At 54.9% G+C, this 12546-nt stretch carries 14 protein-coding genes and 2 pseudogenes; 12 read left to right on the top strand and 4 right to left on the bottom strand.

The window, feature by feature from the left end; translation table 11 throughout:
- Positions 1-80: 80 nt before the first annotated feature.
- From ACT7DK_RS04930 to ACT7DK_RS04895, 8 genes and pseudogenes are all read left to right on the top strand, one after another.
- Complete coding sequence (locus ACT7DK_RS04930; protein WP_445396900.1) at positions 81-275, top strand: hypothetical protein; 195 nt, start codon at positions 81-83, stop codon at positions 273-275.
- Positions 276-452: 177 nt separating this feature from the next.
- Positions 453-2120 (top strand): energy-dependent translational throttle protein EttA, encoded by a 1668-nt coding sequence (gene ettA, locus ACT7DK_RS04925; protein ID WP_445396898.1) that lies wholly within the window; start codon positions 453-455, stop codon positions 2118-2120.
- 138 nt (positions 2121-2258) lie between these two features.
- Positions 2259-2465 (top strand): annotated as a pseudogene (locus tag ACT7DK_RS04920) (ISAs1-like element ISKpn9 family transposase); the annotation flags it as partial.
- 187 nt (positions 2466-2652) lie between these two features.
- A complete protein-coding gene (locus tag ACT7DK_RS04915; RefSeq protein WP_445396896.1) occupies positions 2653-2961 on the top strand; it encodes a GNAT family N-acetyltransferase in 309 nt (102 codons plus the stop codon).
- Between the two features lie 252 nt (positions 2962-3213).
- Positions 3214-3798, top strand: coding sequence for a hypothetical protein (locus ACT7DK_RS04910; RefSeq protein ID WP_445396893.1), 585 nt, complete (start codon positions 3214-3216; stop codon positions 3796-3798).
- A 471-nt stretch (positions 3799-4269) separates the two neighbouring features.
- Positions 4270-4572, top strand: a pseudogene (locus ACT7DK_RS04905) (energy-dependent translational throttle protein EttA); the annotation flags it as partial.
- Positions 4573-5042: 470 nt separating this feature from the next.
- The gene (locus ACT7DK_RS04900) at positions 5043-6248 is read left to right on the top strand and encodes a trypsin-like serine peptidase (RefSeq protein WP_445396891.1); all 1206 of its coding nucleotides are present in this window, start codon (positions 5043-5045) and stop codon (positions 6246-6248) included.
- A 112-nt stretch (positions 6249-6360) separates the two neighbouring features.
- Positions 6361-7251 carry a hypothetical protein gene (locus tag ACT7DK_RS04895; RefSeq protein ID WP_445396889.1) on the top strand — a complete coding sequence of 297 codons (891 nt, stop codon included), beginning with the start codon at positions 6361-6363 and terminating at the stop codon, positions 7249-7251.
- 33 nt (positions 7252-7284) lie between these two features.
- Here the strand turns inward: ACT7DK_RS04895 and ACT7DK_RS04890 are convergent, their stop codons facing one another.
- On the bottom strand, positions 7285-7689 hold the full coding sequence (locus ACT7DK_RS04890; protein WP_445402273.1) for a transposase: 405 nt from the start codon (positions 7687-7689) through the stop codon (positions 7285-7287).
- Between the two features lie 196 nt (positions 7690-7885).
- On the opposite strand from ACT7DK_RS04890, the gene ACT7DK_RS04885 reads away from it, so the two are divergent.
- The 4 genes from ACT7DK_RS04885 (at position 7886) to ACT7DK_RS04870 (ending at position 10567) form a co-directional block, all read left to right on the top strand.
- On the top strand, positions 7886-9001 hold the full coding sequence (locus tag ACT7DK_RS04885) for a helix-turn-helix transcriptional regulator (protein WP_445396887.1): 1116 nt from the start codon (positions 7886-7888) through the stop codon (positions 8999-9001).
- 80 nt (positions 9002-9081) lie between these two features.
- Positions 9082-9447, top strand: coding sequence for a lysozyme inhibitor LprI family protein (locus tag ACT7DK_RS04880; protein ID WP_445396885.1), 366 nt, complete (start codon positions 9082-9084; stop codon positions 9445-9447).
- 101 nt (positions 9448-9548) lie between these two features.
- A complete protein-coding gene (locus ACT7DK_RS04875) occupies positions 9549-10259 on the top strand; it encodes an AzlC family ABC transporter permease (RefSeq protein ID WP_445396883.1) in 711 nt (236 codons plus the stop codon).
- Positions 10256-10567 carry an AzlD family protein gene (locus tag ACT7DK_RS04870; protein ID WP_445396881.1) on the top strand — a complete coding sequence of 104 codons (312 nt, stop codon included), beginning with the start codon at positions 10256-10258 and terminating at the stop codon, positions 10565-10567. The genes ACT7DK_RS04875 and ACT7DK_RS04870 overlap by 4 nt, the downstream gene beginning before the upstream one ends.
- A gap of 120 nt (positions 10568-10687) precedes the next feature.
- Here ACT7DK_RS04870 and ACT7DK_RS04865 read toward each other — a convergent pair whose 3' ends face one another.
- The 3 genes from ACT7DK_RS04865 to ACT7DK_RS04855 form a co-directional block, all read right to left on the bottom strand.
- Positions 10688-11188, bottom strand: coding sequence for a PIN domain-containing protein (locus ACT7DK_RS04865; RefSeq protein WP_445396879.1), 501 nt, complete (start codon positions 11186-11188; stop codon positions 10688-10690).
- The gene (locus ACT7DK_RS04860; RefSeq protein ID WP_445396877.1) at positions 11188-11640 is read right to left on the bottom strand and encodes a helix-turn-helix domain-containing protein; all 453 of its coding nucleotides are present in this window, start codon (positions 11638-11640) and stop codon (positions 11188-11190) included. Before ACT7DK_RS04860 ends, ACT7DK_RS04865 begins: the two co-directional genes overlap by 1 nt.
- Positions 11641-11831: 191 nt before the next feature.
- The gene (locus tag ACT7DK_RS04855; RefSeq protein WP_445396875.1) at positions 11832-12464 is read right to left on the bottom strand and encodes an HAD-IA family hydrolase; all 633 of its coding nucleotides are present in this window, start codon (positions 12462-12464) and stop codon (positions 11832-11834) included.
- Positions 12465-12546: the final 82 nt, after the last annotated feature.

Raw genomic sequence — 12546 nt, 5'->3', positions numbered from 1 at the left:
AGTGTGACCAACGCCAAATTTCGCCTTCTGGACCCGCCCCGGCCGTGCTATAAATGAGCTCCCCTCACTCGGGAGTGCCCATGAAAACAATAAAAATCAGAAAAGGTGTGCTGGCCTGCTCGCTGATGGTCGCCCTCTGGGCACCGCTGCTTGCCACCGCCGCCGCCGTGGACAAACATGCCGACAAGCCGGTCTGGATGGACTGGGCCTTTTTCGGCAACACCGTCATCTCCGCCAGCCTCACCCGCTGGAGCAGCAACAGAGAAGACGAATAACCCGGCCGCAGGGACGCGCCCCTTCCCCTCCCCGGTATCCGGGATTTTACGCTCACCACTGGCATTCCCCGCCCAGCCAAGTACCATATACCGCCATGGCTGTCCGGTTGGCCCCAGGCGACCGCCAGGCCCGCCAAGAAAACCTATTAACTTACTGATTTATCAGGACAAGTAACAATGGCTCAATTTGTTTACACCATGCACCGCGTGGGCAAGGTGGTTCCGCCCAAGCGTCATATTCTGAAGAATATCTCCCTGTCGTTTTTCCCCGGCGCCAAAATCGGCGTACTGGGCCTGAACGGTGCCGGTAAGTCCACCCTGCTGCGCATCATGGCCGGCATCGACACCGAAATCGAGGGCGAGGCCCGCCCCCAGCCCGGCATCAAGATCGGCTACCTGCCCCAGGAGCCCAAACTCAACCCGGAATACACGGTGCGCCAGGAAGTGGAAGAAGGCGTGGCCGAGGTGGCCGGCGCCCTCAAGGAGCTGGATCAGGTCTACGCCGCCTACGCGGATCCGGACGCCGACTTCGACAAGCTGGCCAAGCGCCAGGGCGAGCTGGAAGCCATCATCCAGGCCCACGACGGCCACAACCTGGACAACCAGCTGGAGCGGGCCGCCGACGCCCTGCGCCTGCCGCCCTGGGACGCTCAGATAGGCAAGCTGTCCGGGGGTGAACGCCGCCGGGTGGCGATGTGCAAGCTGCTGCTGGAAAAACCCGACATGCTGCTGCTGGACGAACCCACCAACCACCTGGACGCCGAGTCCGTGGCCTGGCTGGAGCGCTTCCTGCACGACTACGAAGGCACTGTGGTGGCCATTACCCACGACCGTTACTTCCTCGACAACGTGGCCGGCTGGATCCTGGAGCTGGACCGGGGCGAAGGAATTCCCTGGGAAGGCAACTACTCCTCCTGGCTGGAGCAGAAAGATCAGCGCCTGGCCCAGGAGCAGTCCTCCGAAGCCGCGCGCCAGAAGTCCATCCAGAAGGAACTGGAATGGGTGCGCCAGAATCCCAAGGGCCGCCAGGCCAAGTCCAAGGCGCGTATGGCCCGCTTTGAAGAGCTGCAGAACCAGGACTACCAGAAGCGCAACGAAACCAACGAGCTGTTCATCCCGCCCGGCCCGCGCCTGGGGGACAAGGTGGTGGAAGTCGAGCACCTGACCAAGTCCTACGGTGACCGGGTGCTGATCGACGACCTGTCGTTCAGCATTCCCAAGGGCGCCATCGTCGGCATCATCGGCCCCAACGGCGCCGGTAAATCCACCCTGTTCCGCATGCTCACCGGCGCCGAGCAGCCGGACGCCGGCAGCATCACCCTGGGCGACACCGTGCAGCTGGCCTCGGTGGAGCAGTTCCGCGACGCCATGGACGACAAGAAGACGGTGTGGGAAGAAGTGTCCGGCGGCCTGGACATGATGCGCATCGGCAACCTGGAGATCCCCAGCCGCGCCTACCTGGGCCGGTTCAACTTCAAGGGCACCGACCAGCAGAAGCGGGTGGGCGAGCTGTCCGGCGGTGAACGCGGCCGCCTGCACATGGCCAAGCTGCTGCAGACCGGCGGCAACGTGCTGCTGCTGGACGAACCGACCAACGACCTGGACGTGGAAACCCTGCGCGCCCTGGAAAACGCCCTGCTGGAATTCCCCGGCTGCGCCATGGTCATCTCCCACGACCGCTGGTTCCTCGACCGTATCGCCACCCATATCCTGGACTACAAGGACGAGGGCAAGGTGGAGTTCTTCGAAGGCAACTTCACCGAATACGAAGAGTGGAAGAAGAAAACCTACGGCGCCGAGGCCATCCAGCCCCACCGTATCAAGTACAAGCGCATCGCCAAATAAGGTCTGCTCATTGTTATTCCAAAGCCCGCATCATGCGGGCTTTTAATGGTTTGCAATAAATCAAATCCGTTGTTCCGGCCGCCGCTGTCAACATTCCCGAACTCGGCCAACATCATTCCCGCACCTCACCACCGTCAGCACTGGATGCTGGACATCGCCTTTGACGAAAATAGGCTGCAAGCCAAGGTGGGTTATGCGAGCGAAAACCTAGTTGTCATCAGACAATGGATCCTGAACATGTTGAAGCGCAATACGTCACGTAGCCTGAGCATGGCGAATAAGCGGAAGCTGTGCTGCCTGAATGACGATTATTTGCTCGAACCCATGGGTCTGTTTAAATTGTGAACTCCGATGTGTCAGCCCTGCTCTTTGAGCAAGCTGGCTTTGTTGAAGTAACACAACGACGGACTTTAAACACCGTCTTCGGTACAATGGCGCTCTATAGTGCGGCCAAGCCCAGCTGACAACGCCATTAACACGAACGTGCAAAAGCACCGGTTATGGCGAACGTTAAGTTGCATGGAGGGAACCTATGTATCTCCGAGAGGTAAGGGAAGACGACATCCCCAAGATTTGTAAGCTTCCGAAAACACGAGAAGAGCTTTTTTACTGCTTCCCGAGGGCAACTTTCCCACTGTCGGAAGCCGAGGTAAGTCAGGGCATCGAAAAGCGCACTGACTCAACGGTAGTGGAAGTCGCAGGACGCGTTGTTGCGTTTGCGAATTTTTACCGGTGGGAAGAAGGGCTGTGCTCAATCGGTAACGTTGTTGTGGCATCCGATGCCAGAGGTTCTGGGGTGGGCAGCTATCTGATCAACCATATGCTCGCCTTGGGATTCTAGAAGCATCGCGCGGAGGCGGTTTCAGTGTCGAGCTTTAATCGAAACGCAGCAGGTCTGCTCTTTTACCCAAAACTTGGTTTCCGGCCTTACGACATTGAGCAACGGGTCGATTACAACGGCGCCCGGGTGGCACTGATTCACCTGATGGTGCGGAAACATGCGATTTAACCAGTTGCTGCTCGCGGAAAAATCACTCGCTTCGCTCCTAATTTTCTGGTGAGCAAAGCATTATAAACAATCAGAGGAAATAAAATGAAAAAAGAAATTGCTTTAGCATCTACGCTCTTTATGGTGGGCTGCGCCTCAAATCCATACTTGGCTCCAATTGAGGGAAAAGATAGCGCTAAGCTCAGGCTTACTTCAGTGCCTAGCAACAACAACTTTGTAAGAACTGCTGATCCTAGAGGTTGTGTGTCTGATAAGGTTTTATCGCCTATTGCAACCTTGGGTTCTAAAGCAAACTTAGTTCGCAGTCTCAGCCGAATAGACATACCTCTATACAATAAAGAGATTCCGGATTCTCATCAAAATGAAGTGTATATTCCAGCTGGTTCAGAGTTTTCATTTCAATTCAACGGTGTTGGAATAAGTGGCTTTACTCCAGGTACAGTAGAGGCAGACAAAGGCTTTATGTATTCATGGTGCAGAAAAGTGGTTTCCTTTACTCCAGAAAAGAACGCTAATTATGAAGCTCTTTATGATTACGTAGAGGCGCCAAATGGGAAGAAAACGTGTGATGTAAAACTTTTTGAAATCGTAAAAGGTGCTGATAGTAATTATTCTAAAGTGGAGTTAAAAAACTACAAAGTAGAGCATAATTACTGTAAACATTTGTAACAAAGTATTCCAACACCGTTCCGGTGCTTCACACCTCCACTCGACAGTTTGTAAGTAGCGAATTGCTGCGCAAAGTTTATCGCAACGCGCTACTTACAACCCGCAGGTGAGCGCAGGGAAAGATCATGAAAGGCCTTATCTGACAATGCGTTGGGGGTGATAAAAATTTGAACACTAGCAGCAATATTGTATAGCAGAGTGTACATTTTTGAAGAAATAACAGCTGCGCCGTTTCCCGAAAACAACTCCGCCTTTCCGCCTTGTTTTTACTACTTTCCGCCAGCTCGGCCCACCTTCGCCATGGTGCTATGCTGTCGCCCCTGACCAGAACAATAAACGGGATATCCCATGGACACCTACGCCGCCCTCGCCCGGCTGGACCGACAGGACACCTGGCACGGCTTCAAGCAGTTGGTGCCGCTTTCCCTTTTCGTCGCCGTGTTTGGGCTGGCCTTCGGCCTGGCCGCCACCCAAGTGGGGCTGAATAATACCGATATCGTGCTGCTGCTGGACGAACCGACCAACGATCTGGACGTGGAAACCCTGCGCGCCCTGGAAAACGCCCTGCTGGAATTCCCCGGCTGCGCCATGGTCATCTCCCACGACCGCTGGTTCCTCGACCGTATCGCCACCCATATCCTGGACTACAAGGACGAGGGCAAGGTGGAGTTCTTCGAAGGCAACTTCACCGAATACGAAGAGTGGAAGAAGAAAACCTACGGCGCCGAGGCCATCCAGCCCCATCGCATCAAGTACAAGCGGATTGCCAAATAAGGCCGCCGATACCGCTTGTATTCAAAGCCCGCCTCGCGCGGGCTTTTTTATTTTCACTTATCAATAGAAAAACTATCCATTTGAATAGTTCTTATCGAACCCATCAATACTACATTTAACCATGTAAGAGTTTACTATTAAATGTTTGTAGCAAGGCAGACTACCATGTCGCATCTAAAAAGCTGCTTTAACTAAACAGCTATTTCTAATGATGCAACATAGAGCGGCCTCATGCACGGACTCGGTGAAAGTAACAACCTGTAGTCACGCCACGTCTTCCGAATGGGAAAATCCCACCAATTGTTTATTGAGAGCATCTAAAAATACAGGGGGATTTTTATCAGTTATTTTATCATCGCGGCTAGACTAACCAATTCCAGATGGACATAAAAATGACACTTGACGATCCGTCACAATGTCTATAATTACTGTCAGGCATGCTTTAGATTGATACTCCATAGGAGGTACCTATGCCAACGAAGACAACCCTATGGCATAGAATGCAGCTAAGCCTCGTCATTTTTATTTTTTCATTTGCAAGTCATACTGCAAATGCTGATACGGCGGCAACCATGGTAGATAAAACCATTGGGGAGATATATACATCATTGACGACTGATGCCATATATTCAGCAGAGAGAATGATGAAGCAAACAGCAAACTCCTTGCGTTCATCAAGCAAATATTATCCTGAGCGGCATTATATCTATGACGCGGCTTTGCATTTATTCATGGCCAACCGGTTCCTCGATAACTCCATGCCTCAAAAGGCTGGGCATTATTACAGAGAGAGCGTATCTTTACTTTATGACGGAATAATAAACCATCAAGAGGCGGAGGTAATAAATTCCCGTCAGAGAGAGATGTGGTTTGATATTATGGCGGCTGTTGCATCCGCATATCTGCAGCATAAAGGACATAACACATCAAATTTTGACCGTGCCATACGTGAGACACAGTTCGAACCCAATTTTTCCAGGATTCCTAAAATACATCAATCCAAAGGGATCGACGATCGAGATATTTTGAGGATACCTGTAATTCCTCACATGAATTTCACATCGGCAGTTGGGAGAGTGCTTAATGCAGGCGGTGGCTATTGCACTGGAGCAAGAGTAGGTAGACGGATAGTCTTAACCAATGCTCATTGTGTTGAAAATGGAACGCCGACGTCAGTGGTTTTTGATGAGATATTTAAAAAAACAGAGCACACTGTTGTTTCACATGTAACCCACCAGGGGGTCAATGGGTTTTACGACGACACTATTAAAAATGACTGGGCCATTCTAGTTTTACACCCTAACGTCCCCGAAGGGATGTACCTAGGGATCAGAGGCAGACTAACAAACTCAATGGTTCCCAGGTTAAGAGGAGGTGTAATGCTGCCAGGTTACTCAAGTGATATTGGGGATGGAAATTTCATGACCATGGAGTGGGGCTGCTCTTTATATAATATTACAGATGGTGTGGTAGACCATGACTGTCACTCTTGGAGGGGATCGTCCGGTGGACCAATACTCACCATTGATGGGCGACAAATAATAGGTCTGGGTGCAGTGGGTTATAGACCAGCCGCTCAAAAAGACTGCCGGGGGACTAGAGACTGTCCTGGTGGCGGGCCAGCTTCACAGCAATTTTTTAGAGAGGTTTGGGAGCTTAAGCGCAGGTATCCTTAAAAAGAGGGAGGATATGGTAATGAGGCCACCAGTTACTGCATTTATAATTACGCTTTGTATCTCAGGGTGTACCTCCGGATATGATGACGTGCTCAAACCGAGAAATTATGACATGCAAGCAATATCAAACAGCGGTACATTAGGAAGTAATTGCGACCATTTTTGCTGGAGGACTACCCAGTCGAAAAAGTGGTCCCGATTATTCACTGAGGAGTGTAACCCTTACCCTCCGGAAATTATTAAAGTAGATCTTCCAGGGCATTCCGACTTGGTTTTCCCTCAAAGCTTTTATGTAGACGAAGAATATAAAAAAGATGATCCTTCCAAACTGATATCAGCAATTGAGTGCACAGGTCTACAAAATGACATACAGTACATGCAACTTGTGCTTAGCCAAGCGTCACAACATCTCAACCCAGAGATGATCAAGTATGCTATCTCTCATGGCGCCCTAGCAGAACCAACAGGAAATCAACCCTATGGAGATACTCCTATCCGATTGGCACTGGCAAGATTAAGCAGCCCCATAGCGTTAATCCAGTCACATGACAGGATTTATCGTACCGTATCAACTCTAATGGAAAATGGGGCGGATCCAACGCGCCCCGTTCCGGTTGATGGTGTAAATGGGCGGGCTCATGTTTATCACGTAGCTCTTCATGATTATCTGCTCTTTGCCGGAGAAGCCTATCCTAGCTGGAACGGTTATATCGAAATACTACAGTTGATGTTAGATCATGGCCTTGACACTAACTTCCCCTTACCTCAATCTGATGGTACCTCCGAACTTCTGTTGACTGATGTGATTGGCTTCTATGCCGTTCAAAACTACCCCGAAAAATATGCAGAAGTTTTACAGACCTTGGCAGATTACGGCGCTTTGCCAGACCCTGGAGTGGAGGCGTATCTATATGCATACGGGAATTCCAACACAGATAGATGGCTCTCCAGTTTCTTGGCAAAGAACAACTTTATTACTGAATCCGTGCGGCCGGTGCCCTGATATGGTTCTGCCTCGCGGATTTACATGCAAATATTAACCCGGCAGCAAAATACATCGACCATGCCGCATAAGCGACAGGCCCGACTGGAAGTAACTTGTCACCCGCTCCTGTATGCGTTGTAACTTCCGCATACAGAAGCGGGTTCGCTGCTGGGGTTCTTTCACACGGCGAATCGCCGACCCACCATGCACCATGCCTTCCAGGTCATCATGGATGACCTCATACGGATCCAGTTCGGGTGCGCAGGAAAACACCTCCAGATCAGGCTTTGCCATTCCTGTTTCCCACCAGCGTTTGGCCCGCTTGGCACGATGGACCCGCAGATTGTCCAGGATCAGAAAGACTTTTCCCGGGGAAGAGGCAAGCAGCCCGCGCATGAACTTGATCAGTACTTCCGCCGTCATGGTGGATTCATGAGCCCTGAACTTGCCTGGCAGTCATCCGGCTGACGGAGCGCCCTTCTTCCACAACATCAAGGATGCACCGGGCGGTATCTGCCCCCCCCAGCACAGGGGATGATGGACGGCCGCGTCCAATAAACTACCCTTACCAAATGGACATATGCAGTAGGCGACCGACTTGGCAGTGGCCTTTCTTCGAGCGACTGAAACCGGCGTCTTGGTCGGAGGGGCCATGGTCGATAACTCCCTGTTGCTCCTGATAGACGCGATTTATGCCGCGGCGGCGGATCCCGCCCTGTGGCCGTCGGTCGCCGGCAAGATCCAGCGGGCCATTGGGGGACACAGCGTCAACCTGGTGCTGGAAGACCTCGCCGATGCCAGGATCAACTGTGTTTACAGCAATGGGGTGTCAGCCGCGGAAGTGGAACGATACCAGCACGACATCATGGCCAAGGATGAACTGGTTGGATTGCTGAGCATCATCCCAGAAGGCAAGGCGTTCACCAGTCAGGACTTCTTTGATGTGAAAAACCTTCATTCCCTCTATTGCTACGAAAACTTCTACGAAGATCTCGGCTATACCCACTTCAATGCCGGGCTATTTTACCGCAACAAGCAACGACGTGGCTGGATATCGGTCGTCCGCAGCGAGACGGACGCACTCTACACGGCTGATGAACACCTGTTGATGCAGTCGCTGCTTCCCCACCTGCAACGTGCCTTCCTGATCAATGTTCAACTGCTGGAAGCCCGGCTTACCTCGAAACTTGCACTGGATTCGCTCGAACATATCGCCGCCGCCACGGCCCTGCTTACCAGGCAGGGGCAGGTGGTGCAGCACAACCACAGGGCCGAGCCCTATCTGCACAGGGAGCTAGCCTCGGCCAAAGAGTCGACGCTGCGGCTACCGGAGGCGGGCGCAAACAGCCGCCTGCATAAATTGGTCGGCGCCGTCGGCCAGGACAAAAACAGTAAGCTCAGCAGTGTGGTGCCTTTCGCCGAGCAAGGAATACGCAAGATAGCGCTGTGTTTTCCCTGGTGCAGCACCCAGGAGCAATTTGACTGGCTGGGCAAGAGCGCCAGCTGTATTGTCTTTATCCTTTCCCCCAGCACCAGCATTCCCCCAGCCAATCTGCTGCAACAGACGTTTGGCGTGAGCAACGCCGAAGTGAAAGTCTTGCAGCGGCTGATCAACGGCATACCGGTTGTCGAAATTGCCAAGGGGTTGTTTATCAGCGAGGCCACCGTGCGCTTTCATATCCGCAACCTGCTCCGCAAGACCCAGACCCAGAGCCAGGCCGAGCTGCTTTCAAAGGTATTCCATACGGTCAGCGTGATGGTGGAGTAACCGACCTTGGTGCCATCCGGCTACTCAGATAGGTTGGCCGTGTCATTGACCACAGCAACAGGGCGACAAAGGAGCCTGGAATGAAAGCCATCTATTCCCTTGCAACAATGATGTGCATCTTGTTGAGCAACCCGGTGTTCGGTCAGCCTGCTTTAACCCAGGCCGAGTTGAATGAAGCGGCGGGGCAGCATTATGCGGCGGCTGATTTTATGCTGAACCAGGCATACTCGCAGCTCATGGCAGCCTTGAACAGTGAGCGGAAGGACAGGCTGAAGAAAGCACAACGAGCCTGGATCACCTTTCGTGACGCCCATGCCGACCTGGTCGCCAGTGCCTACTCCGGGGGCTCGATCCAGCCACTGATTCGTACCCAGGCCCTGATTGAACTCACCGAACATCGAACGGCCGAACTCACCAAAATGCACTTGGCAGCAACGACGCCATAACAGGCTGGCTAGTGGCCTAAATTCCATATATTAATCTGTGGAATAACCGCCATTTCAGTGGCATTCTGGCGTTTTGGATAGTAATAACCGACGGGTCTCTCATGGACACCTACGCCGCCCTCGCCCGGCTGGACGGGCAGGACACCTGGCACGGCTTCAAGCAGCTGGTGCCGCTTTCCCTTTTCGTCGCCGTGTTCGGGCTGGCCTTCGGCCTGGCCGCCACCCAGGTGGGGCTGAACAATGCCGATATCGTGCTGATGAGCGCCCTGGTGTTTGCCGGTGCCTCCCAGTTCGCCTCTCTCGACATGTGGGGCACCCAGGTGCCGCTGGTGCCCCTGGTGATCACCACCTTCGCCATCAACGCCCGCCACCTGCTGATGGGCGCCACCCTCTACCCCTGGCTGCGCCACCTGCCGCCGGCCAGGCGCTACGGGGTGATGCTGTTCGCCTCCGACGCCAACTGGGCCATGGCCATGCAGGGCTTTCACCGGGGCGAGCGGGCGCTGGGCGTGCTGTTCGGCGGCGGGCTCGCCATCTGGTCGTTCTGGATCCTCGGCACCTGGCTCGGGCTGCATTTCGGCAACGCCATCGAGGATCCGGTCAGCCTGGGGCTGGACATGGTGATGGGTTGTTTCCTGCTGGCCATGGTGGTGGGCGGGCGCAAGGATCTGCGCCAGCTGGCCATCTGGGTGGTGGCCGCGCTCTCGGCCATGCTGGCCTACTGGTATCTGCCCGCCAACAGCCATGTGGTGGTGGGCGCGCTGTCGGGCGGCGTGCTCGGCGCCCTGTGGATGGAGAAGGAAAAGCCATGAACCTGGACACCGCGGGCTTCGGGCCCTGGCTTATCATCGGCGTGATGGCGTTGGTCACCCTGGCCACCCGCTGGGGCGGGGTATTCGTGATGTCCTTCGTGCCCATCAACCGCCGGGTGCAGCAGTTTATCGGCGCCATGTCCGGCTCGGTGCTGGTGGCCATCCTCACACCCCTGGCCCTCAACGGCGACACCGGCGCCCGCCTGGCGCTGCTGGCCACCGGGCTGACCATGCTGGCGCTGAAAAAGCCGCTGCCGGCCATCGCCGCCGGCATCCTGGTGGCCGCGCTGGCCAGGCAGCTGGGGTGACACAACGACCGTCACAAGCCTGGCATAGGGAATTCCAGACGACTCAAAGAAAGTCTTCAAGATAACGCGCCGTCTGGATCAGTTGGCAGCGCTTCAGTCGCACCAGAAACGCCTCCCGGCTCAAGGGGGGTTCTTCAGTGCCGCCAGCTGGGCCTGAAACGCCTTGACCGCCAGGCCTGCATTCAGATCGAACTGGTAACGGAAAAAATCATCGGGGTGGATCACTTCCAGTCCGAAATGCTCCATCAGGTATGGGGCCGGAAAATCCTTCAGATTGTAGGTAACGATGGCATCGGCATTGACCTTCAAGGCGGCGGCCACCACATGTCTGTCATTAGGATCCGGCAAGCTGATCGTTTCGATAAGAGCCTCGAACCCTTCCACCTTGGCATCCCGGGCATAAAGATCCATGAGCTCACGGGTCCGCTGCAGCACCTCTTCACGGAATTTCGGCTGTCCATCGGCATGCCGCTCCCTCCTCAGGGCATTCATCCACTCATCATGAATGGTATCGCTCCAATGCGCCTTGAACAGATCGGTCATCGCCAGTCGCATGACGGCATCTCTTACCACGGCCGGATACAATACACAGGCATCCAGAACGACGGTAAAGCGAGCCATCACTCGTATCCCATATCATTGAGCTGGGACAGCTCGGCCAGTTCATCCAGGGCGGCGGAGCGCGCCTTATCGAGACGGGCTTTGTAAGCCAGCAGATCCCTGGCCAGGATACGTCTGTGGGTACCCACCTTCTTGAACTCAATCTCTCCCGACTCCAGCAGCTTAACCAGATGTGGTCGACTGACGTTCAGCAGGTTGGCCGCCTCCTGGGTGCTGAGTTCGGCATGCACGGGCATTACACTGATGGCATTGCCTTGCGACAACTCGGATAGGATATTGAGCAGCAGATCCACTACTGTGCCGGGCAGGATCAAGGCATCTTTCCCCTGCCGACCATTGATGGTGAGATTTACCCTGTCCTCGTTGGCGTACTTGGCCAGGGTACGGCTGGAAGAGCGGGCCACCTCTACTTCATCTGGGGTCGGCAACCGGACTAGGTTATCACTGGACATCTCACACCTCGAACAATAGCCATAAACGAAATATACGAAACAGGGCTATTACTGTAGTCGAAATAAACGAAACCAACAAGGTGGGAAAAGAAGAACGCGGGAATGACGAGGGAGAACGCGGGGATGACATCAATATCGGCAAATATCAACGATTAGCAGGCTAATGGCGCCGAAACGACGCCATCATCTGGTTATACCGGTAGGCTGAGCCGCCCATCCCGGTAGCCGACCTTCCGGTAGTCGGGGATGTTGCCCAGCACCCGTTCGTGCTCGTGGCGGCAGCCGCCCACTATCACCACCCGGCAGCCGGCGGCCAGGGCCGAGGCGATGCCGGCCGGGGCATCCTCGAACACCAGGCAGTCCGGTGCCGCCAGCCCCAGCAGCCGGGCCGCCAGCAGGTAGGGCTCGGGATCCGGCTTGCCCCTGCTCACCTGTTCGGCGGTCACCCGGATCCGCGGCAGGGGCAGCTCGTTGCGATCCAGCTTGGGCATGGAAAGGGGCAGGCTGCCCGAGGTGCAGATGGCCCAGCCATAGTCCGGCAACGAGCACAGTAGCTCCCGGGCGCCGGGGATGGCGGTCACGCTGTCGTTCAGGCTCTTCTCCACCGCTTCCAGCCAGGCGGCCTCGGCCGCCACGTCCAGCTGCGGCGCCAACCGGCGGATGGTCTCTTCGCTGCGCACCCCGTGGCAGATGGCCAGCACATCGCTCAGGGGAATGCCGTGCCGGTCGCACCAGCGGGCCCAGGCCTGCTCCACCGCCCGGTGGGAGTCCACCAGGGTGCCGTCCAAATCGAAGATCAGGCCCTTGGCCGCCACTGTGTTCATGGTGCTCTCCTTTATCGGTTACCGTTACCCCGATCCTACGCTCCCAACCCGGCACCATTTATTGCTTTGGCCCGAAAAAAGA

The organism is Zobellella sp. An-6 (genome assembly GCF_052487945.1).
This window is presented reverse-complemented; position numbering and strand designations above follow the sequence as displayed.

Excerpts from the sequence above, each read along its gene's own strand:
- ACT7DK_RS04930 (WP_445396900.1), top strand. The coding sequence starts at position 81 with ATGAAAACAATAAAAATCAGAAAAGGTGTGCTGGCCTGCTCGCTGATG.
- ettA (WP_445396898.1), top strand. The coding sequence starts at position 453 with ATGGCTCAATTTGTTTACACCATGCACCGCGTGGGCAAGGTGGTTCCG.
- ACT7DK_RS04915 (WP_445396896.1), top strand. The coding sequence starts at position 2,653 with ATGTATCTCCGAGAGGTAAGGGAAGACGACATCCCCAAGATTTGTAAG.
- ACT7DK_RS04910 (WP_445396893.1), top strand. The coding sequence starts at position 3,214 with ATGAAAAAAGAAATTGCTTTAGCATCTACGCTCTTTATGGTGGGCTGC.
- ACT7DK_RS04900 (WP_445396891.1), top strand. The coding sequence starts at position 5,043 with ATGCCAACGAAGACAACCCTATGGCATAGAATGCAGCTAAGCCTCGTC.
- ACT7DK_RS04895 (WP_445396889.1), top strand. The coding sequence starts at position 6,361 with ATGCAAGCAATATCAAACAGCGGTACATTAGGAAGTAATTGCGACCAT.
- ACT7DK_RS04885 (WP_445396887.1), top strand. The coding sequence starts at position 7,886 with ATGGTCGATAACTCCCTGTTGCTCCTGATAGACGCGATTTATGCCGCG.
- ACT7DK_RS04880 (WP_445396885.1), top strand. The coding sequence starts at position 9,082 with ATGAAAGCCATCTATTCCCTTGCAACAATGATGTGCATCTTGTTGAGC.
- ACT7DK_RS04875 (WP_445396883.1), top strand. The coding sequence starts at position 9,549 with ATGGACACCTACGCCGCCCTCGCCCGGCTGGACGGGCAGGACACCTGG.
- ACT7DK_RS04870 (WP_445396881.1), top strand. The coding sequence starts at position 10,256 with ATGAACCTGGACACCGCGGGCTTCGGGCCCTGGCTTATCATCGGCGTG.
- ACT7DK_RS04865 (WP_445396879.1), bottom strand. The coding sequence starts at position 11,188 with ATGGCTCGCTTTACCGTCGTTCTGGATGCCTGTGTATTGTATCCGGCC.
- ACT7DK_RS04860 (WP_445396877.1), bottom strand. The coding sequence starts at position 11,640 with ATGTCCAGTGATAACCTAGTCCGGTTGCCGACCCCAGATGAAGTAGAG.
- ACT7DK_RS04855 (WP_445396875.1), bottom strand. The coding sequence starts at position 12,464 with ATGAACACAGTGGCGGCCAAGGGCCTGATCTTCGATTTGGACGGCACC.